At 63.3% G+C, this 16,864-nt stretch carries 23 protein-coding genes; 14 read left to right on the top strand and 9 right to left on the bottom strand.

Annotated features, from left to right (window positions below; genetic code table 11):
• Positions 1 to 412: 412 nt before the first annotated feature.
• Positions 413 to 814, bottom strand: a complete 402-nt coding sequence (locus tag ACZK45_RS10610) for a DUF3693 domain-containing protein (protein WP_478445824.1) — start codon at positions 812 to 814, stop codon at positions 413 to 415.
• Between the two features lie 130 nt (positions 815 to 944).
• Positions 945 to 1,598: a hypothetical protein gene (locus ACZK45_RS10605; protein ID WP_478445823.1), complete on the bottom strand. Its 654-nt coding sequence runs from the start codon at positions 1,596 to 1,598 to the stop codon at positions 945 to 947.
• An 83-nt stretch (positions 1,599 to 1,681) separates the two neighbouring features.
• Here ACZK45_RS10605 and ACZK45_RS10600 point away from each other — a divergent pair, with 83 nt between their 5' ends.
• From ACZK45_RS10600 to ACZK45_RS10555, 10 genes are all read left to right on the top strand, one after another.
• A complete protein-coding gene (locus tag ACZK45_RS10600) occupies positions 1,682 to 1,960 on the top strand; it encodes a hypothetical protein (protein WP_478445822.1) in 279 nt (92 codons plus the stop codon).
• Positions 1,957 to 2,133 carry a hypothetical protein gene (locus ACZK45_RS10595; protein WP_478445821.1) on the top strand — a complete coding sequence of 59 codons (177 nt, stop codon included), beginning with the start codon at positions 1,957 to 1,959 and terminating at the stop codon, positions 2,131 to 2,133. The genes ACZK45_RS10600 and ACZK45_RS10595 overlap by 4 nt, the downstream gene beginning before the upstream one ends.
• The gene (locus ACZK45_RS10590; RefSeq protein ID WP_478445820.1) at positions 2,123 to 3,229 is read left to right on the top strand and encodes a replication initiation factor domain-containing protein; all 1,107 of its coding nucleotides are present in this window, start codon (positions 2,123 to 2,125) and stop codon (positions 3,227 to 3,229) included. Before ACZK45_RS10595 ends, ACZK45_RS10590 begins: the two co-directional genes overlap by 11 nt.
• Before the next feature lie 6 nt (positions 3,230 to 3,235).
• Positions 3,236 to 3,538 (top strand): single-stranded DNA-binding protein, encoded by a 303-nt coding sequence (locus ACZK45_RS10585; protein ID WP_478445819.1) that lies wholly within the window; start codon positions 3,236 to 3,238, stop codon positions 3,536 to 3,538.
• Between the two features lie 3 nt (positions 3,539 to 3,541).
• Positions 3,542 to 3,793, top strand: a complete 252-nt coding sequence (locus tag ACZK45_RS10580; protein WP_478445818.1) for a hypothetical protein — start codon at positions 3,542 to 3,544, stop codon at positions 3,791 to 3,793.
• A gap of 35 nt (positions 3,794 to 3,828) precedes the next feature.
• Entirely contained in the window at positions 3,829 to 3,969 is a 141-nt protein-coding gene (locus tag ACZK45_RS10575; RefSeq protein WP_049422023.1) for a hypothetical protein, read from the top strand.
• 59 nt (positions 3,970 to 4,028) lie between these two features.
• Positions 4,029 to 4,178 (top strand): hypothetical protein, encoded by a 150-nt coding sequence (locus ACZK45_RS10570; protein WP_478445817.1) that lies wholly within the window; start codon positions 4,029 to 4,031, stop codon positions 4,176 to 4,178.
• A gap of 280 nt (positions 4,179 to 4,458) precedes the next feature.
• Positions 4,459 to 5,289, top strand: coding sequence for a hypothetical protein (locus ACZK45_RS10565; RefSeq protein WP_478445816.1), 831 nt, complete (start codon positions 4,459 to 4,461; stop codon positions 5,287 to 5,289).
• Positions 5,286 to 5,633, top strand: coding sequence for a minor coat protein (locus ACZK45_RS10560; protein WP_049422024.1), 348 nt, complete (start codon positions 5,286 to 5,288; stop codon positions 5,631 to 5,633). Before ACZK45_RS10565 ends, ACZK45_RS10560 begins: the two co-directional genes overlap by 4 nt.
• A 1-nt stretch (position 5,634) precedes the next feature.
• Entirely contained in the window at positions 5,635 to 6,954 is a 1,320-nt protein-coding gene (locus ACZK45_RS10555) for a zonular occludens toxin family protein (RefSeq protein ID WP_478445815.1), read from the top strand.
• Positions 6,955 to 7,471: 517 nt separating this feature from the next.
• Here the strand turns inward: ACZK45_RS10555 and ACZK45_RS10550 are convergent.
• Positions 7,472 to 7,843 carry a DUF3653 domain-containing protein gene (locus tag ACZK45_RS10550; RefSeq protein WP_478445814.1) on the bottom strand — a complete coding sequence of 124 codons (372 nt, stop codon included), beginning with the start codon at positions 7,841 to 7,843 and terminating at the stop codon, positions 7,472 to 7,474.
• Positions 7,844 to 8,054: 211 nt separating this feature from the next.
• Positions 8,055 to 8,516 (bottom strand): DUF6265 family protein, encoded by a 462-nt coding sequence (locus ACZK45_RS10545; RefSeq protein ID WP_478445813.1) that lies wholly within the window; start codon positions 8,514 to 8,516, stop codon positions 8,055 to 8,057.
• 15 nt (positions 8,517 to 8,531) lie between these two features.
• Between ACZK45_RS10545 and ACZK45_RS10540 the strand changes: the two genes are divergently transcribed.
• The gene (locus ACZK45_RS10540; RefSeq protein WP_253143128.1) at positions 8,532 to 9,455 is read left to right on the top strand and encodes a helix-turn-helix domain-containing protein; all 924 of its coding nucleotides are present in this window, start codon (positions 8,532 to 8,534) and stop codon (positions 9,453 to 9,455) included.
• 40 nt (positions 9,456 to 9,495) lie between these two features.
• On the opposite strand, the gene ACZK45_RS10535 is transcribed toward ACZK45_RS10540, so the two are convergent.
• From ACZK45_RS10535 to ACZK45_RS10525, 3 genes are all read right to left on the bottom strand, one after another.
• Entirely contained in the window at positions 9,496 to 10,443 is a 948-nt protein-coding gene (locus ACZK45_RS10535; protein ID WP_253143127.1) for a pirin family protein, read from the bottom strand.
• Positions 10,444 to 10,533: 90 nt separating this feature from the next.
• Positions 10,534 to 11,427, bottom strand: coding sequence for a LysR family transcriptional regulator (locus ACZK45_RS10530; RefSeq protein ID WP_253143126.1), 894 nt, complete (start codon positions 11,425 to 11,427; stop codon positions 10,534 to 10,536).
• An 89-nt stretch (positions 11,428 to 11,516) separates the two neighbouring features.
• Complete coding sequence (locus ACZK45_RS10525) at positions 11,517 to 11,942, bottom strand: DoxX family protein (protein ID WP_125894057.1); 426 nt, start codon at positions 11,940 to 11,942, stop codon at positions 11,517 to 11,519.
• 302 nt (positions 11,943 to 12,244) lie between these two features.
• Here ACZK45_RS10525 and ACZK45_RS10520 point away from each other — a divergent pair, with 302 nt between their 5' ends.
• Positions 12,245 to 12,853, top strand: coding sequence for an FMN-dependent NADH-azoreductase (locus ACZK45_RS10520; protein ID WP_125894055.1), 609 nt, complete (start codon positions 12,245 to 12,247; stop codon positions 12,851 to 12,853).
• Positions 12,854 to 12,942: 89 nt separating this feature from the next.
• Here the strand turns inward: ACZK45_RS10520 and ACZK45_RS10515 are convergent, their stop codons facing one another.
• Positions 12,943 to 13,422: an N-acetyltransferase family protein gene (locus tag ACZK45_RS10515; RefSeq protein WP_478445812.1), complete on the bottom strand. Its 480-nt coding sequence runs from the start codon at positions 13,420 to 13,422 to the stop codon at positions 12,943 to 12,945.
• 133 nt (positions 13,423 to 13,555) lie between these two features.
• On the opposite strand from ACZK45_RS10515, the gene ACZK45_RS10510 reads away from it, so the two are divergent.
• Entirely contained in the window at positions 13,556 to 15,751 is a 2,196-nt protein-coding gene (locus ACZK45_RS10510; protein ID WP_478445811.1) for an AsmA family protein, read from the top strand.
• Between the two features lie 71 nt (positions 15,752 to 15,822).
• Entirely contained in the window at positions 15,823 to 16,308 is a 486-nt protein-coding gene (locus tag ACZK45_RS10505; RefSeq protein ID WP_478445810.1) for a TspO/MBR family protein, read from the top strand.
• Between the two features lie 16 nt (positions 16,309 to 16,324).
• Here the strand turns inward: ACZK45_RS10505 and ACZK45_RS10500 are convergent, their stop codons facing one another.
• Positions 16,325 to 16,618 (bottom strand): hypothetical protein, encoded by a 294-nt coding sequence (locus ACZK45_RS10500; RefSeq protein WP_125894047.1) that lies wholly within the window; start codon positions 16,616 to 16,618, stop codon positions 16,325 to 16,327.
• Positions 16,619 to 16,864 lie beyond the last annotated feature (246 nt).

The following is a 16,864-nucleotide window of genomic DNA, read 5'->3' as shown; positions in this document are numbered from 1 at the left end:
ATACGAAGTAATATATTGATTTAATTGATATTTTTAAAGTCCACATTACACGATGCCACTCCGAGGTGCCAGCCTAGCCCGGCGACGCCTGATTAGTTGTGCGGGCTACATGGCTGCATTCCCGCCGGCCCCATGGTGGTACTGCGTCATGCGGAGCCACGACGGTACTGAGCATCAACGGCCGCAACTATCGGAACGCCGGCTGCGGCGCCTTGCGCGCTCGTCGTAACGCTTGTTTTGCCGATAGGCGACAAGAAGCGCACCAACGGTTGTCGCTACCGCCGACAACACGACAAGTTCTTGTCTGTACAGAAAACCACGGGGTGACTCTTGGGGCGCTTCGGCAAAAATGGGGCCGACTTTTGAAGCAGTCGAGGCGAATGTCTGCTGCAGCGGGGGCGATTGCTCAACGTCAATCAGTTGCCATGCGGCTGCAGTCGACCGATACGGCATTTCGCATAATGTATACAGCGTGCACGCTCTCAAATCCTGAGACTGCTGCCTGAGCCCGGTGGGGCAGGGCGAAACCAACAGCCAGGCACAGCGCCATTGCCGTGGCGGCGAGCTTCCGCCAGACGGCCTTCTCCTCGCGGCTGACGGCACGCGCCTCTCCAACTATGCCCAGGACTCGGGCAAGCGGGAGGCCGGTAAGCCCCGCCAAAGTTGCGCACATCACCGTGTCAGGCAGCGAATAGCCTGATTTCCAGTTGGCGATCGTTCCGCGAGATACGCCGAGCTGCCGCGCGAATTCCGCGTCACTACTGACGTTCAGCGCTTTCCGTGCCGCGTCGATGAGGTCTGTAACCGTCTGCATCGTTCAACCCTGTTGACACCCTCGTTCAACCCCTTTATACATTGCTCCGCGTTCAACGGCGTTGAGCGCCCCGCCGCCGGCACCCCAAGGCCGCCGGCGGGTTCCCTTGGGGCGGCACTTGGGGGAGGGGTTACGGATGATCGGCCAGCTCGAAGAACGCGAGGCAACCAGCCTCAATCTCATCGGCGTATTTCTTCATCGCCTCGATGATGTGGAGATCGACATCGTTCGAAAGATCGTTGTCGTGATTCTTTGCCCGCGCGTTAACAGAGTCCGAAAGCATCTCAACCAAATCTCGAATGTACTCCAGATTATTATTGATGCTCTTGATGCCCATGACACCGTCCATGGGTATAGCGGCCATCACGTCCGAACCAATCTTCACGGCCTGCGCATCCCGTTCAATTCGGACAATCAGACGACGAATGCGCCCCATCGTGCGCTTAGATGCATCGTCAGCAATGAACGCAGCGAGTGGATCTGCGAGGCTGTACGCGTTCGCAAGCTCAGTGGACGCCAGGGCTCGCAGCGATATGACCTCATCTTGGCGACGCTTGTTCGCCAGATCGAGCTCCTGCTCATTGCGCTTGTGTGCCGTATAGGCCACCCAACCTGCTGCAATGCCGATAACCCACGTACCTACTGCGGCCACCCAGTCGGCCGCATTCCCCTTTTCGAGGCACGCGAATGGAGCATCTCCCCCGGTCACGATGGATATACCAAGTCCAACGCCCATGAGAAGCGCAATTACAGCAACGAATGTTGCCAAGCCTTCGGAAATCATCGTTTCTCGCCGACGCACCCACAATCGCCACAACCAGCTCATACACCCCCCTGTCACCTTTACTCCGTGCTGGGGATTCTGTCATGACCGAGCCCCTTCTTGCCTTCTCTCTGCTGGGGGCCATCGTGGCCATCTCCATCGGCTGCGCTCGCATCGTTTCGTGGCTTCTGGACCGGCGTGACTATGCCGCCGACCAGCGCGCCAAGGAAGCGACCTTCGTAGCCCAGGCACGCGCCGAACTGGCCGCAACCGGCTGGACCCCGAATCACGAAACGCTCTATCAGGCCGAAATCGCCGCCACCAAGCGCGGCGATCTGCTCGCCGCAGCCCGATTTGCCGAAGAGCAGGAGCGCGCCGCATGAGCAGGTTTCCCTCATTCGCCGAACTGGCGGAGTTCGATATGGGTCTTGCGGCGTGCGCCGCGCTCATCGCCGTTTGGCTGGGAGGGGCATTGCTCTCCATCGTGATCGAACAGGCATGGCTGGGGCTTCGTCGCCTGTGGAAGCTCGGTAAGGACCGCTCCAATGGCCGGTGATCGCGCGGTGCTGGCCGGGTCGGGACTCCCCTCGTCTAACAGGGGAGTCAGTGAATTCAGGAACGCCGATGGAACCCTGACGGTCGGCATTGACTGGTTCTCCGCTTCCATCGATCTGCGCGCAGCGCTGGATGAACTTGCATTCCGTGATGGCGACAGTTTCGAAGAAGTCCGCCAGTGGATCGAGTTCTCCCCGGAGAACGCGCGCATCGCGGCCCTGCAGGTGTTCTGCTGGTTCTTCGCTGGGCTTGGCCTTGAACTGGATGAAACAGCGGGTGGCGGTCGCTTCTACACGTGGCGTATCAAGATCATCGACGCGGCCAAGAAGTTCGTCGGCATGATCGAACTCGGTGGGGAAGAGTGCCGCCGCGCGGATGGCACCTATACCGCCCGCATCGAGCTAACGGGTGATGGATGCAAGGCGGTAGGCGCAGCGCGCTGCGGCCATGCGCAGCGGTGGCTGGAGCTTCGAGCGAAGCTCGAAAGCTGCGCCGGAAGAATCACCCGTGTCGATGTTTGCGCTGATGACCTGGTGGGCGACTACCCATTGCGTATGGCTCAGAAGTGGTACGCCAATGGCGACTTCGACAATCGTGGCCAGCGCCCCAAGGCGCAGCTGGTGGACGACTACGACAGCGGTGACGGCAAGACGTTCTATGTCGGCGGCAAGAAGTCGGAAAAGCAGCTGCGCGTCTACGAGAAGGGCAGGGAACAGGGCGATAAGAGTTCGCCATGGGTGCGCTATGAGGCGCAGTTCCGCAACTCCAACCGCACGGAACTGCCGCTCGACATCCTTCGTGATCCGGCGTCCTACCTGCTGGGTGCCTACCCGGTCCTGTCCTTTCTGCGCAGCGTTGCCACGCGCATCGAGATCACGAAAGCCGCTGTTGAAGCGACGTGGAAGAGCGTCCGTCGCCACATCCGTCGCCAGTACGGCGCGGCCCTCAATTTCATCGCCAAGAACTGCCCGGACGATCAGTCCCTGCGGTCGGTAATCGAATCCTGCACTTCGCCATCGCTGCCGAAGTGGGTCACAGGCGACACAGCAGCGCACTGGCCCGAAATCGCGGCCGTACAGCCAACCCAAAAGGGGTAACAACACATGAGCATCAAGGTCACCGTCCTCAAGAGCGATGTTGAAGAGCGCAAGGGCAGCTTCAAGAACGATGCAGGTGAAATGGTTGAATTCACCACGCGCAAGCAGAAGGCCAAGCTGGAAGCTGGCGGCTTCGCGTACCCGCTCGATGTGCGCTTGGACAACGGCCAGACCGGCTACCCGGAGGGGGAGTACGAGCTCGACGTCGATTCGATGATTCAGGTCAACAAGGGCGTCATCAACCTGAGCAAGTACACCGCGCTGCGCCCGCTGCCGAAGACTGCGCCGCGCGTAGCCGGGCAGGCCTAAGTCATGAGCCTCTGCGTTGCTTTAGGGGAGAGCGGAACGCTGATCCCAACCGGTCAGCCCGTCGATCAGTGCACGGGGTATGTGTTGATGAGCAGCGCAGAGGCTTCCTCCGTCGCCATGTTCGCCGAGGCGTTCAAGGTGCCGGACAAAGACGTACTCGCAGGATGGGCGTCGGGGCCGTTCATTCTGATCATGACCTTGTATTTGGCTGCGCACATCGGTGGCCGTGTTGCAGCTGTGTTCGATAAATCGTAGGCCGCCATCAACTCAATCAATGAAAGGGGATTTACATGGATTTCGAATCGATTCTGACCGGCCTGTCGGTCGCTGCCGCGCTGACCGCCATCGGTGGTGGTCTGGCCCTGATCGCCGTGGTCGGCTTCTCCCTGTGGGGCGGCCGCAAGGTGGCGGGCCTGTTCGGTAAGTCGTAAGCCGAGCAGTGATGGGGTAGGGGAGGCCATGCCTCCCCTTTCTATTTCAGGGGAGCGATATGGACTATCAGATGATCATCAGCGGGCTCGAGGTCGGCATGGTGGTTCTTGCGGTGCTGGGCGGCTGCGCCGTCATTGCGCAGTTGAAGTTCGGCCTCTGGGCAGGCCCGAAGGTGGCACGGCTGTTCTTGATGCGAGGCCGCAAATGATCCTCTGCCTGTTTGCCGGATTCATCAGCGCCTTGTGTGGAATCGCCGTGTGCATGGGAATGGATCGGTGACGGCTCAGCGGCTCGGATTCAAGTTCACAGGCATTGGCATGCTTCTCGCGGCTGCGAACTTGCTCGCACTCGGCCTGGGCACGGCGTCAGCGCAGAACCTTTCGCTTTGCACACGCTTGGGCGACAAGTGCGATGAGGGTATGGCGTTCGCCTCGGCAGCTGCATACGCAGCATTCAAGACTCAGGCCCCGAATAGGCAGGCTTGTGTCGTGCGTCAGTCCGGTTCGTCGTTCTTGGCTGGCTGGACGAATCCTGGGAATGTTTGCGGCTCCAGCAACGTGGCAGAGGGCCAGTACTACAACTTCGTATCGCTATGCACTGCCCGCGCTGAGGAATTCGGCTGGCAGGGTGGAGAAACTGCGGCCAGCGTGAACGCGTGTCACAACGGCTGCATGTATACCAGCTCGCTTGATCCAAAGGGTACTGCCGGTGTCTCGTTCATGCCGACAGGTGGAACCTGCACCGAGTCCGATGCGCCGGCACCTACACCTGCAGGTGATGGTGGCGAGGAAGGGGGCGGCGATGGCGGCGGCACAGATCCGGGTGGCGGCGATGGTGGAGGCGACAACGGGGGCGGTGATGGCGATGGCGGCGGCACCAATCCGGGCGGCGGTGACGGAGGCGAGGGAGGCGGCGAGGGCGGCGGCGACGGCGACGGCGACGGGGATGAGGATGGGGATGGGGATGGCGGTGGTACTGGTCCGGGGCCAGGTCCCGGCGAGGGCGATGGTGATGGCCCCGGCCAGCCGGGGGGCGATGGGGACGCGCTGTACAAGCCGGAAGGCAAGACCGTCGAGAAGCTATACGACGACTTCGCCGAGCGCGTCAGCAAGGCCCCGATCATTGACGCTACCAAGAGCTTCTTTGAGATCAGTGTCAGCGCCTCCTGTCCGATGTTCACGTTCCCGGCCACGCCGTATTGGGACGCCATGACGTTTGACTTCCTGTGCAAGCCTGAGATCGTCGCCATCCTTCAACTGCTGGGCTGGCTGCTGCTCGCGTTCGCTGCCTTCCACGCAATCAAGATCGCGCTCACATGATCAACCTAATCGCATTCGTGACGATGCAGGCCGGATGGCTCAACGATCTGACCGAGTACATCCGCAGGCAGGTGGAACGCCTGTGGACCGCCATCGTTGAGTTCTTCCGTGATCTTGTGCTGTATGCGATCGAACAAGTCCTGGACTTGGCCGCACATGCACTGGAAAAGCTGCCGGTGCCCGAATTCATGACCGAGTACAAGCTCGGCACCCTGTTCGCAAACGCCGGGCCGACCATCGCGTGGTTCGTCAACATCTTCAAGATTCCCGAGTGCATGACCGTGGTGTCGCTCGGGATCGTGTTCTTCATCACCCGGAAAATTCTGACCTTGGGGAAGTGGTGACATGCTAGTTTTCAACGAGGGCGTGCCGCGCGCAGGCAAGAGCTATGACGCTGTCAAGAATCACATTCTGCCCACGCTCAAGAAGGGGCGCCGAGTATTTGCGCGCCTCAATGGTCTGCACCACGAACGCATCGCCGAATACCTGAACATGCCCGTGGACGAGGTCCACAAGCTGCTGACGCTGGTGGAGACCAAGGACGTTGCAACCACGTTCGTCTGCTCCAGGCATCCAGAGACCGGCCAGTGGTGCATCCCCGATGAGTTCAAAGATGCGCTGGTGGTGATCGATGAGGTGCACGAGTTCTACGTTGCACAGCGCAACCAGCTGCCGGAAGAAGTGGAGAATTTCTTCGCTCTGATCGGCCAGAACGGCGGCGATGTGCTGATCATGACGCAGTGGATCAACCGCGTGCATCAGGCGGTAAGGGCACGTATCGAGCGCAAGAACGTCTTCCAGAAGCTCACCGCCGTGGGCCTGAAATCCCGCTACCGCGTGACGTACTACCACACCACTAGCCCGGGTAAATTCGAGGTCGTTGGTGGTAAGACGCTCAAGTACGATCCGGCCATCTATCCGCTGTATCACGGCTATGCGGTCGGAGCCGAGAATGCTGAGGTGTATGAGGAGGGCGGCACCAATATCTGGAAGCAGCTTGCCCCCAAGATCGCCATTGCTGCCGTGGGCCTTGTGGTTGGCATCTGGGCGTTCGGCGGCTACTTCATCAGGATGATGGGCGACGATGAGCCGGAAACTGCTGTAGAAGCTCCGGCAGGCGCCAAGGCAACGCAGGGGCAGGGCGCCCATAAGCCCATCAGCACCGGTGCTGTGCCGGCCGCGGCCGTTGCAGTGCCCGCCGCCGATCCATTGGCCGGGATGACCGTCGAGCAGCGCTATGTGGCCGCCATGACGCAGGCGAATCGGATTCGGCTGGCCTTTACCGCTCAGTTCGGAGACCGTTCGGTTGGCATGGTCGAGTGGGTCGACGGCTCAGGGAACACGGTCGATCAGTTGACCTTTGATGCACTGATTGCGATGGGCTACCGGCTCCGGGTTGCCGTCTACGGAGTTCGCCTCACGGCGGGTTCGTTTGAGACGGTTGCAACGGCGTGGCCGAGGGAAGCACCCCGGCGCGAAGAAGAGCCAACGTTGTACCGCCTGGACAGTGACCGTGCTGCCGCTGATTCTGCGAGCGTAGCGAGTGGAAGCGGCGGCGGCGCGGGCGCGGTCATGGCGGCGAGCAGTGGAGGCACAATCGTGCGCGTAGGAGAGCGCCCCATGGGCACGTTCCCGGAATCCAAGCCCTACCCGCCGAGCTTCTGACGTGATGCGTCACGTTTATCGAGTACCATTCCCTACAGACAAGGGGGGAATATGGATATTCGACTTGGGGCGATGTGCGTACTGTTGGCCGTTGCCACCTCAGCTTCAGCGCAGCAAATACATTCGGCGAGAGGCCCCGCGCCAAAGCCAATCCCAGCAGCCCCGAAGGCCGCGCACAATTCGATGGCAAAGACCACGACGCCATTCAACTGCGAGCAGTATCGTTGGCCGAATCATCCTCACCCAGGCATGAAGCTGTACTGCGACGGTCTTGAGGCTAGCACTCTCCAGGACGAAGCACGTCGCGCTGGCCGTCCCGGGCCATCCGGTAGCGTCGTGTCGCTGCCGTCACTCGGGAGCGATGCGGCTAAGCGCTCGGGATTCGCCTGCATTGGCGGGCAAGCGTTCCGGAAGCTTCGAAATGGTTGGGAGCAGGTCTCTGCGCCTGCCGGTGGCTGGCAACGCTGCCGCGAGCAGTGATTTCGGGGTGTAGGGGCGGCGCCCCTACGGAAGCGCCTCACACGCGCTGGCGGGGCCTTGGCCCACGGCTCAGATAGACCACATTGGAGGGTTCGGCGTCGGAGCCCGGTCCACATCCGGCCAACCGCCGTTCTCGGCGAATTCTGAGGACTTCGGCAAGGTAGATCACGCCGGATTTCGCCGTGGCGGATCCCTTGGAGACCGGAGCGGTTCGTTCGGCCAAGTCTGTGCGAGCCTCGGCCATCATCAGCCGCCATTCCCGAGCAATGTTGCAGGTCAGAGACCACCAGGCCATGTCGCAAGGTTCCAGCTGGTGACCTTCAGGGGTGAACATATGCCCAGCTTGGAAGCCGAAACCGGCCCAAGGGCCGGTTAGGTCAGTTCGGTCATACGGATCGATCTCGATCATGCTGCAAGCTCATCCTTGTCGGGGGAGCCAACAGGGAGGCAAGAGCCAAGCCAGAGGCGGAGCCATTGCCAAGCCGAGCCCACGAACCGGATCATGCCCGATACAGCATTTCGCATAATGTATATTATGTTACAGGCAAGATCGCTACCCAAGAAGCCAGAGCCTCACCAGTCCTCAGATCCCTGACTTCACTCCTGGCCAGCGTTCCCACTCAATCCCCGCAGCGTTGATAGTCAAACGGAATCCGCAGGATCTTCCCGTCATCACCCGGACCGGAGATGCTCGCCTTCAGCGCAATGCCATCACGCCGGTACTCGATGCGCTTCGGGAAGTCATTCTGCGGGTTCTCGAACACGACCCAGTTCGCGCCATGGTCTGCAATGACGAACGTGGTTGGCGCCACGCCATTGGGCTGCACATGCAGGCCAGCCGCTTTGCCCGCCGGCACCAGGCGCATGTACTCGAATGACTCCATATCGCCGTGGCTCAGCGTCCGTGACATCCCAAGTAAGGCCCCGCCGGCCTCGGGCAGCCAGACCTCATCAAGCCTGCGCTCCTCGGTACCGCCGCACCAATGCCCGGCCAGCCAGTCGAACTCGGCCGGTGCGGCCATAGCCGCGCCACTTCCCAACGCCAGGCCAGCGCCCAGCACCGCCACCTTCGACTTCAACATGTCCTGACCTCCTGGATGGGTTGGCTGCAGGCTAGCGGCACGGACACCGAGGGCGCTTGTAAAAACGCGCAGGATGGCGTCCGATGCCGCATGGACTACTGCGAGCACCCTGCCCCCGACGACCTCCGCCGTCACGTCCAGTGCATCTGGTGGCTGCAGGACGACGCACCCGGGAATGACGTGCAGGTTATCTATCCCGATGGCCGTTGCGAGCTGCTGGCCGAAGTGGGCGTGCCGCTGCAGCTGCATGGCACAGATGGCCGTATCCGTTCCGATCTACCGTTCTGTTTCGCGGCACAGCAGTCAGGGCCAATCCGTTTGCAGGCCGCTGGTGCGGTGTTCTGCATCGGTGTGCGGCTGCAGCCGGCCGCGAGCGCCTTGATCGCCGGTGCCCGCTTGCCCGGCCTTCGTGACCAGGCCCCGGACCTTTACACGCTGGATGCTTCCTTTGCCGAAACGTTCAGTGCCGCCGCACGCGCCAGTGCGGCCACCAACACGCCCGAGCCTCTCTGGCAGGTCCTGCGGGATCGTTGTTCCAGCTTCGTCCTGGACGAACGTGTCGAACAGGCGGTTGCGCAGCTGGATGCGATGCAGGGCGATCTGCGCATTGCCGAACTGACGCGGCGGCTTGGCATGTCCCTGCGCGGCCTGCAATCCCGCTTTCTGGCCGCGGTGGGCATGCCCCCGAAGGAGTACGCTCGTGTGCGCCGTCTGCAGGCGATTCTGCACACCCTGGATGGAGAAGCCACCAGCATTGCCACTGCAGCCGCACGTCACGGCTACAGCGACCAGGCCCATGCCACGCATGATCTTGTCCGCTGGACCGGGGTAACGCCCGGCCGGCTGGTGAATGCCCTGCGTGGCGATCGTGGCAGCGACGATGCACTGCGGCTGGCAGCCGCCTTCGTGCGCGGAAGCAGTAGCGGCCACTCAGGATAGCTGGGCCCCGCCCTCCTGCCCTGCTCCAGAGCCGACTCCATCAGCCAGCGCTTCCCGCCGTCCGGATCTGCTTCCCCAGCTCCCGGATCCGCGCCTCACCCGCCTTCAGCGCCTGCGGGCTGGTATGGACCGAGTAGTAGCCTGTTGCCAGCGGATACGAATGCTGTGCTGCGGTACCGAACACGAACTCGGTGTCCTCGCGGGCGAAGAACGCGACCTCGTGGCCGCCTTCCTCGAAGACCACCAGTTCACCTGCACCGATCGCTTCGGGCACACGCAGCGAGCCCACGCTCACGGCGGCCCAGGCTACGTCATGTCCCGGCGGCGGTTGGAACCGCCACGATTCTCCCGCCCGCAGTTTCACCGAAAAGTAGTTGATCGGTGCCGGGGCATCGATGGGGCTGCGGGCCGTGCCGTACGCTCCCAGCAATACGGTCACCGGGCCTTCGCTGAGGATCTGCTCGGGGCCGATGTAGCGGCTGAAAGGTGCAGCCAGCTCCAATGCAGGTGGCAACGCGAGCCACAACTGGAAACCGCGCAGGCGATCAGAATCACCGAATCCGCCACCGTGCCACGCGCCACTGCCGGCCTGCATCCACTCCATCCAGCCGGCCTCGATACTGCCCTGGCGGCCCTGGTCGTCTTCATAGTCGACGGCCCCTTCCAGCAGCCAGGTGAGCGTGGCGATGCCCGAGTGCGGATGCAGGCCAAGCGCAGGGGCTTCGGCGCGCGAAAGATCGCGCGCGTCGATGAGATCGAGGAAGACGAACGGCTTGAGACGTTCGCCCAGGTCGGAAGGACTCACCAGCCGGGTGATGGGTCCGTGGCTGCGGCCGCGGGTGCGATGCACGATGCGGCGCACGGAGGCGACCGGAGACATCGCGGTGGATTCGGAGGGGTGGACGGCAAGCATGGCGTGGTCTCCTTGGAAGCGGGTTTCGAACGTCGCGACGACGTCGTACGCCCAAGGTAGGCACTGAGCACTCATGGCAGTAGCCCGCCAGTTCGGATTTCATTCCTCCATCGTTGGAGCAATGGCTGCCACGCGAGGAGGCGGCAGCGCCTCCCGCTCAGGTGCTTACCAGTTGCCCAGCATCAGATGGGTCGTGGCGAAGTCGACAAACGCGCTGGCGGCGCGTGGCAACTGCCGCCGGCTCTGGTAGACCACGAACAACTCCAGCCCATCAATACGGTAGTCGGGCAGGACCTGGACCAGCGTCCCTTCCCGCAACGGCTGCGCCACCATCGCCTCGGTCAGCAGCGCGATGCCCATGCCGGCCACGCAGGCCTTGGTCAAGGCCAAGGCCGAGTTGGCGCTGAATCGCCCTCGCACTTCGACGTCGGCGGGGCCATCCGGCCCCATCAAGCGCCACTGCGTGCGCCCTGAGCCCGAGGGCACGGCGATACAGTCGTGCGTGGACAGCTCCTCCAATGAGCTGGGCGCTCCCCGTGCCCCCAGGTAGGCCGGGCTGGCCACCAACACTGCACGGTTGTTGCCCACCCGGCGCGCGATCAGTGTTGGCCCGGTGACTGCACCTGCGCGAATCGCAACATCGATGCCGTCAGCGACCAGGTCGGCGCGCGCGTCATTGAGCACGAACTCCAGGCGGACCCGTGGATGGGCCTGCAGGAATGACTGCACCCACTCCAGCTGGAACCAGTTGAAGAAGTCCACCGGCGCGGCGACGCGCACCTTGCCCACCGGCACTTCGCTTCCCTCGGAAAGCTCCAGGGTGGCGTCCGCCAGCGCCTCGATCTGCTCCACGCTGCGTGCGTACAGGCCCTCACCGGCATCGGTCAGGGTCAACTTGCGGGTGGAACGATGCAGCAGCCGGACACCCAGCTGCTCTTCCAGCTGCTGGATGCGCCGGCTGGCAGTATTGGAGGGCATGCCGATCCGGCGCGCGGCCTCGGCGAAGCTGCCGGCTTTGGCCACCTGTACGAACAGGGCCACATCATTGAGATCGATCACCCGTGGTCTCCATGCAGACGACCTCCGGTACGGAGGTCCCTGCATTGTGTTGCAAATGGTGTCGCGGCGCTCGGCGCAGCGCCCTGCCCTCATCGGGCCTTGCGCGCATCCAGGCTGAACCGGCCTGCGCCGTTGGCGGCCAGCATCAGGAATGCACCGGCAATGGAGACATTCTTGAGGAACATGATCATCTGCGTCTGATCAGCAACGTTGTTGTGGAACAGGAAGGCGGTAGCCAGGGTGAAGCCGGCAAGCAACATGGCGACCAGCCGGGTCTGCCAACCCGCTGCGATCGCTAGCGCTCCGCCGACCTCTGCAAGGATCACCAGCGGCAGCATCAGCGCGGGGACACCGACCGAGGCCATGTACCCCGCCGTGGCCTCGTAGGCGCTCAGCTTGCCGAATCCCGACAGCAGGAACAGTGCGACCAGCAGGAGGCGGCCGAGCAGTTCGACTGCGCCCTGCAGGCGGGTGGAGGACGAGGCACCAAAGGTGGTTGTGGAATAAGTGGACATGTCTGCATTTCCTGGAGGCGTGTTGAAACAAGAGGGACGGTGGCAGCGGCAGGAACGACGACATCATCATTGCCAGTGGGACGCACTCTAGGCGCCCCTTCCACCGCCCACTAGCCGCCCCAGGGGGAATTCACCCGTCCATTCATGGACGAATCCACCCACAGCGGGATTGCCCCCATCCGTGGACGAATGAAATCCGCTGCAATCGGCTAGTGGGGCCCAATGCCCCGAAATAGAGTGCAGCCGTGGCCCATGGCAGTGCGTTCGCCGGGCCCGTCCTACCCTCCACTACGAGAACCGCCATGAAGCTCCTGCACATTGATTCCAGCATCCTGGGCCAGCAGTCGGTCAGCCGCCAGCTCACCGCCCAGCTCATCGAAGCTGCCCGCAAGCAGCATGGCGACGTGAACGTGACCTACCGCGACCTCGCCCTGGCACCGGTCGACCACCTTGCTCCGCCCCACCTTGCCGCTGCCCAGGGCGCCCCCATCGAAGCCGATGCCTTGCAGCAGGACGTGGCGCTCGGTGCCGACGATCTGGATGCCTTCCTGCAGGCCGATGTCGTCGTCATCGGGGCACCGATGTACAACTTCAGCATTCCCAGCCAGCTCAAGGCCTGGATCGACCGCATTGCGATTGTCGACAAGACCTTCCGTTACACCGCACAGGGGCCGGAAGGCCTGGCGGGCGGCAAGCGGGTGCTTATCGCCTCCACCCGCGGCGGCATGTACGCCGGTGATGTGCCGGGTGCGGCCATGGACCATCACGAAACCTACCTGACCAGCCTGTTCGGCTTCCTCGGCGTCACCGACCTGCAGTTCATCCGGGCCGAAGGTCTGGCAATGGGCGACGATGCGCGCGCACAGGCACTGCGGCACGCCCAGCAGGACATCGAGCGCGTCTTCGCCTGATAGCTGTGCCGTCGGCGATACACATCGCCACGGCATTTCAATCCCATTCCGCCCGACGCACCGAAGCCGATGGACAGCGATATCGCTGTCTACAGGAACCGGTGCATCACATATACATCAACCAACCCCAGCGACCGATGCCGGAACGCCGCCGGTAGCGTCCCGACCACGGCAAAGCCCAGCTTCCGGTACAGCTCAACCGCTGGCGCATTGGAACTGACCACGTAGTTGAACTGCATGGCCAGGAAGCCTTCCGATCTGGCTCGATCAAGACTGTGCTCCACCAGCGCCCGGCCAATGCCGCGACCTTGCACCCGGGGATCGACCACATAGGTAGCGCTGGCCACGTGCGCGCCCAGGTCTGGATAGTTGGCACCCATCTTGTACATTCCGGCCACGCGCCCTTCCAGAACGGCCACAAAGGCCGCCTGCACTCCGAACCAATGGCTCCGAAAGGTCCCGGCCTCGAAGGTGCCGGCGAACGGAAGCGCATCTTCCGTCGCAATGGCGGCCTGGAAGATCACCCACATGGTCTCGATGTCGTCCGCGCTGGCGGGCCGGATTTCCATGCGGTTCCTCGCGGAGTGGCGTGATGCACAAGGCGGACACTAGCAGAATCCAGCAAGCGCCCCGCACGCGCTTCACGCGCCACCGCCATCGGTTCCGCAATAGTTGAGTGAATTCCAGCCGTTGGAACAGTACATGCCACCTATTCCCGCGCGCATCCCGCTCCGGCTCCGCCGATGGCGCGTCGCTGGCTACATCCTGCTTGGCGTGTACGTTCTCTACCTGCTGGCCGGCAACATCTTCCTCAACACCCCGCTGTTCGGCCAGGTAACCAACCGCAAGCCGCACAAGTTCGTGATGACGACCGGCCCGGCCATCACGCTGCTGCCGGGCCACGTCATTGCCTGGAACGTGCATATGCGCGGTCACGTCAACCATACCGTCTACGTACTGCACGCCGAGCGTGCCAGCGCCCGCTTGGCAGTCCTGCCCCTGTTCCGCCGCGAAGTGCGGGTTCCGCGATTGCAGGCCACTGGCGTGTCGGCCGAGATCAGTCGCGTCGAGGACGCCATTCCGTCACCGCCGCGTAGCGACCAAGGCTGGACCCTGCGTTTCGACGCCATCCACAGCGACAGCATCCGCAGTGCCCGGCTCGGCAAGCTGCTGATCATCGGCAAGGGCCAGGGTACGGTCGGGTTCCTCAAGCAGCTGCGCGGCGGCCCGTCCGAACTGTTCGATTCCGAAGTCTCGTTCAGCAAGGGAGACACCAGCTATGACGGCGTGCAGCTGCTGGGCGACATGGATCTGACCGCGCGCTTCAGCTATCCGCGCCACTATCGCGACCAGGCGCCCGGCCTGGCCAAGTTGAAGCTGCTGCATGCGCAACTTGAAGTGGATGCGCGCAGCCAGGGCCTGCGCATGGATACGGACGCGCAGACGCCCCGCATCTCCAGTTCGCCGGTTCCCGGTCGCCTGCAACTGGCGGTCCACCTGTTGGACGGCCAGTTGCAACCTGGTGACCACGCGCTCTGGCAGGTTCCGCTCTACCTCGGCGACGGCGCACCCGATCGCGGCGTGCTGGCCCTGCAGCTCAACGTGGCCAACGACCTGCGCCTGCAGGCCCGCCTGCCGCCACGCCCGGATTCGGCCGCTGGCATCGATGCCGACCTGCACATCACCGGGCGCGAGATTCCCTTCCAGCACCCTGCCCAGCTGCTGGAACGCAGCTCCGGCACTGTGCGCGGCGAATGGACCTTCACCTCGCTCAACTGGATCCCTGCCCTGTTCGTACGCAAACCGTGGCTGCAGCTGGATGGCGGCGGCACCCTGAAAGCAGATCTGCGCCTGCGCAATGGCGAACTGATCGAAGGCAGTACCGTGGACATCCCTTCGGCTGCCGCCGTGGCCGAGGTCGCTGGCGTGCGGCTAGCCGGCACGGCCAGTGCGCATGGCGAGCTGAAGGCCGGCAGCCCCACTCAGGCACAGTTGGCGATCCGGCTGCCCCGCTTCACCGCTCGCCCAAGCGATGCGAAGGATGTACGCCTGTTCGACGGTCGCGACCTGGCCGTGGACCTCACCGGCGATGGCCGCCTGCAGGAACTTCGCAAGGGCGTTCGTGCGCGGTTGCGCTTCAGCCAAGCGACCATCCCGGACCTGGCCGCCTACAACCGCTACCTTGGCTCTCAACAGGTGCGCCTGCTGCGTGGCTCCGGCAGCCTCAGCGGCGACGCCACGCTCGACACCGATGGCCGCGTCGGCCATGGCACCGCGCGGCTGCTAGGTCGCAATGCCAGCGCCAAGGTGGCGGGCCTAGACATGGGCGGCGATGTCGACGTGAACGCGACGCTTCGCCGCGGGGACTTCAACCAGCGCCATTTCGATCTGTCCGGCACCACCGTGGAGCTGCGCAATGTGCAGGTGGCCGGCACCGATTCCAGCAGCGCGTGGAAAGGCCGCGCCGTGTTCAAGCGGGGCCGCATCGACGCGCAGTCCCCGTTCCAGGTGGACGCTATCACCGATCTGACCCTGAGCGATGCACGCCCCTTGCTGGCCGTGTTCGCCAAGCGCACCGACTACCCGCGCTGGACGCTGTCCCTGCTCGACTCCGGCCAGGTCGATGCACAGGCCACGCTGCGTTGGCGCCCGGGTCATCTGCTGATCGACGGCTTGCAGGCCGAGAATGATCGCCTGTCGGTACGTGCGCGGCTGGATCTGCTGGAGCAGCGCAAGCGTGGCGATCTCTATCTGCGCTGGGGGCTGCTGGGCGCCGGCATCGAGCTTGATGGCGAGCAGCGCCAGTGGCATCTGGCCAAGGCGCGTGAATGGTTCGATCAGCGCCCTTCGCTGTTGCCGGCTGCCGAAGGTGGAAGCGCCGCGGGTTCTTCAGACTGATCGCCCCGGGCTGCATCCATTTGCTGCTTCCGTTCGTATGAGCGGGTAAACACAGGATGGAGCGGCACGGAGTGAAGCGGCGTTCACAGGCTATGGGACTTCTGGGATGGAGTGTGGTCACTTTTGCGGCGGCGGCGGTCGGCGCATGGGCATCGACATCCGCCGCCAGCTTCTACGCCACTCTCGCCCTTCCCGCCTGGGCACCGCCTGCCAGCGTGTTTGGCCCGGTGTGGAGCCTGCTCTACGCAATGATGGCCATTGCGGCGTGGCTGGTCTGGCGCGAACGCGGCTGGCGCAACGCGCAACCGGCCCTGGTGCTCTATCTGGTGCAGCTGGCCGTCAATGCCCTCTGGAGCTGGCTGTTCTTCGGCTGGAAGCTGGGAGCGCTGGCCTTCGTCGACATCCTGGTACTGATCACGCTGGTCTGCGCAACGATCGTTGCCTTCGCACGCATCCATCGCGGTGCGGCGGTGATGCTGCTGCCTTACCTGGCCTGGATATCGTTTGCCTCGGCGCTGAACTTCGCGGTGTGGCGCGCCAATCCCGGGGTGCTGTGAGCCAGTATCAGTGCTCTCAGGCCTGTGCGACGCGCTGCGGCTTCCATGCACGCAGCAATGCCGGCTTGAACGCCTGCTGGCCACAACCCGTGGGGCATCGCACCACCCGCGCGGCGGTGTGGCTGACCAGTCCCTGCCCCTCTTCCGCCTTGAACACCGTCTCGCAGCACAGGCAGCGCGCAACCAGCGAGTACAGGTGGAGCAGGCGCCCACTGGCCGGATCCTGCAGGGCATCCACATCCAGCAGCTCAAACTGGCAGCTGTCGGCAAGCATGCGGTATGGCGTTGAAGGCAAGGTCTGCAGGTTCACGGGCGTGGTCACTCAGGAATGTGCGTTCACCCTAGGCAAGTCGGTGTCGAGCGCGCGTGCAGCGCACATGTACCTTTCGCGAAACATGCAAGTGCTGTTGGAATGGTCAGATGAAGAATTCAGGTTTGAATGAAACGCTCTTCACGCGAACGTGCTGGTAGGCGAATGCACGATTTTGCTTCACCATCCATGCATGCCGGATGCGACGCTGGGCCTTTCCAGCCATCCACGAATCATGAGTCCCGC

It is taken from the genome of Stenotrophomonas sp. 63632_Sma (assembly GCF_056482875.1).
Note: the sequence above shows the minus strand (reverse complement) of the source record. Positions and strands in the feature narration are given on the sequence as shown.

Excerpts from the sequence above, each read along its gene's own strand:
- ACZK45_RS10610 (WP_478445824.1), bottom strand. The coding sequence starts at position 814 with ATGCAGACGGTTACAGACCTCATCGACGCGGCACGGAAAGCGCTGAAC.
- ACZK45_RS10605 (WP_478445823.1), bottom strand. The coding sequence starts at position 1,598 with ATGATTTCCGAAGGCTTGGCAACATTCGTTGCTGTAATTGCGCTTCTC.
- ACZK45_RS10600 (WP_478445822.1), top strand. The coding sequence starts at position 1,682 with ATGACCGAGCCCCTTCTTGCCTTCTCTCTGCTGGGGGCCATCGTGGCC.
- ACZK45_RS10595 (WP_478445821.1), top strand. The coding sequence starts at position 1,957 with ATGAGCAGGTTTCCCTCATTCGCCGAACTGGCGGAGTTCGATATGGGT.
- ACZK45_RS10590 (WP_478445820.1), top strand. The coding sequence starts at position 2,123 with ATGGCCGGTGATCGCGCGGTGCTGGCCGGGTCGGGACTCCCCTCGTCT.
- ACZK45_RS10585 (WP_478445819.1), top strand. The coding sequence starts at position 3,236 with ATGAGCATCAAGGTCACCGTCCTCAAGAGCGATGTTGAAGAGCGCAAG.
- ACZK45_RS10580 (WP_478445818.1), top strand. The coding sequence starts at position 3,542 with ATGAGCCTCTGCGTTGCTTTAGGGGAGAGCGGAACGCTGATCCCAACC.
- ACZK45_RS10575 (WP_049422023.1), top strand. The coding sequence starts at position 3,829 with ATGGATTTCGAATCGATTCTGACCGGCCTGTCGGTCGCTGCCGCGCTG.
- ACZK45_RS10570 (WP_478445817.1), top strand. The coding sequence starts at position 4,029 with ATGGACTATCAGATGATCATCAGCGGGCTCGAGGTCGGCATGGTGGTT.
- ACZK45_RS10560 (WP_049422024.1), top strand. The coding sequence starts at position 5,286 with ATGATCAACCTAATCGCATTCGTGACGATGCAGGCCGGATGGCTCAAC.
- ACZK45_RS10555 (WP_478445815.1), top strand. The coding sequence starts at position 5,635 with ATGCTAGTTTTCAACGAGGGCGTGCCGCGCGCAGGCAAGAGCTATGAC.
- ACZK45_RS10550 (WP_478445814.1), bottom strand. The coding sequence starts at position 7,843 with ATGATCGAGATCGATCCGTATGACCGAACTGACCTAACCGGCCCTTGG.
- ACZK45_RS10545 (WP_478445813.1), bottom strand. The coding sequence starts at position 8,516 with ATGTTGAAGTCGAAGGTGGCGGTGCTGGGCGCTGGCCTGGCGTTGGGA.
- ACZK45_RS10540 (WP_253143128.1), top strand. The coding sequence starts at position 8,532 with ATGGGTTGGCTGCAGGCTAGCGGCACGGACACCGAGGGCGCTTGTAAA.
- ACZK45_RS10535 (WP_253143127.1), bottom strand. The coding sequence starts at position 10,443 with ATGAGTGCTCAGTGCCTACCTTGGGCGTACGACGTCGTCGCGACGTTC.
- ACZK45_RS10525 (WP_125894057.1), bottom strand. The coding sequence starts at position 11,942 with ATGTCCACTTATTCCACAACCACCTTTGGTGCCTCGTCCTCCACCCGC.
- ACZK45_RS10520 (WP_125894055.1), top strand. The coding sequence starts at position 12,245 with ATGAAGCTCCTGCACATTGATTCCAGCATCCTGGGCCAGCAGTCGGTC.
- ACZK45_RS10515 (WP_478445812.1), bottom strand. The coding sequence starts at position 13,422 with ATGGAAATCCGGCCCGCCAGCGCGGACGACATCGAGACCATGTGGGTG.
- ACZK45_RS10510 (WP_478445811.1), top strand. The coding sequence starts at position 13,556 with ATGCCACCTATTCCCGCGCGCATCCCGCTCCGGCTCCGCCGATGGCGC.